Source organism: Pseudomonas sp. MAG002Y (assembly GCF_019400845.1).
Classification (GTDB): Bacteria; Pseudomonadota; Gammaproteobacteria; order Pseudomonadales; family Pseudomonadaceae; genus Chryseomonas; species Chryseomonas luteola.
This window is the reverse complement of record NZ_WOEJ01000050.1, coordinates 1-955: the sequence shown is the minus strand read 5'-3', so window position 1 is coordinate 955 and position 955 is coordinate 1. Positions and strand designations below refer to the sequence as shown.

Sequence of the window (955 nt, the reverse complement as noted above, 5' to 3'; positions counted from 1 at the left end):
GATGTTTCGGCAGCAAAGTCAGCATCCTGAGTACGGCTGCGAGCGGCAGTAGCGTTCTCGCTGATGTTCTGCAGGTTGGAGATCGTGCTGCTCATACGGTTCTGCACCGCACCCAGGTCGGCACGCTTGGAGTTGATGGTATCCATAGCGGTGTCGATCGCGGTGATAGCTGCGTCTACTGCAGTGTGAGTCGTAGCGTTGTCCGCACCCGTGATGCCAAGACCGGCAACACCCAGAGTGGTGGCATCAAAGCCAGTGCTCAGGTCAATCGAAATCACTTCGTTGGTGCCAGTGTTAGCACCTACCTGGAACTGCATGTTGCCGGCAGAGCCGTCCAACAGCTGCTTGTCCTTACCAAAGGTAGTCGTATTGGCAATACGGCTCAGTTCTTCGGTCATTGCAGTGAATTCAGCATTCAGTGCGTTACGGTCTTTTTCGCTGTTGCTGTCGTTACGGGACTGCAGGGCCAGTTCGCGCATACGCTGCAGAATGTTGGTGGACTCTTGCAGAGCGCCTTCAGCTGTCTGGGCGATGGAGATGCCGTCGTTGGCGTTCTTTACAGCAACGTTCAGACCACGGATCTGGCTGGTCAGACGGTTGGCGATCTGCAGGCCGGCGGCGTCATCTTTGGCGCTGTTGATTTTCAGGCCAGAGGACAGGCGCTGCATGGAGCTGCTCAGGCTGTCGGAAGCACGGTTCAGGTTCTTCTGAACAGACAAGGAGGCAACGTTAGTGTTTACGGTCATAGCCATGATGAGATACTCACAAAAGTCATTTGATTGATACCCCGGCCTGGCGGTTGCCTCAATGGCCTGGAGAACCTACGTTTAAGTTATCGGCGTTTGCTCAATTTGCTTTAGGAGAATTTTCTTCAGTCTTTCCCAAGCAGTTGGCTAACTTCGCCACCCCACCCGCCTACAGCAGATGGCCTAAACTGGTTACTCTCTATTTCGGC

Annotated in this window: 1 protein-coding gene; it reads right to left on the bottom strand. The window is 54.2% G+C overall.

Annotation, left to right across the window (positions count from 1 at the left end):
* On the bottom strand, positions 1-752 hold a 752-nt coding region (locus tag GM154_RS25500; RefSeq protein ID WP_219654325.1), incomplete at its 3' end, for a flagellin domain-containing protein.
* Between the last annotated feature and the right edge of the window lie 203 nt (positions 753-955).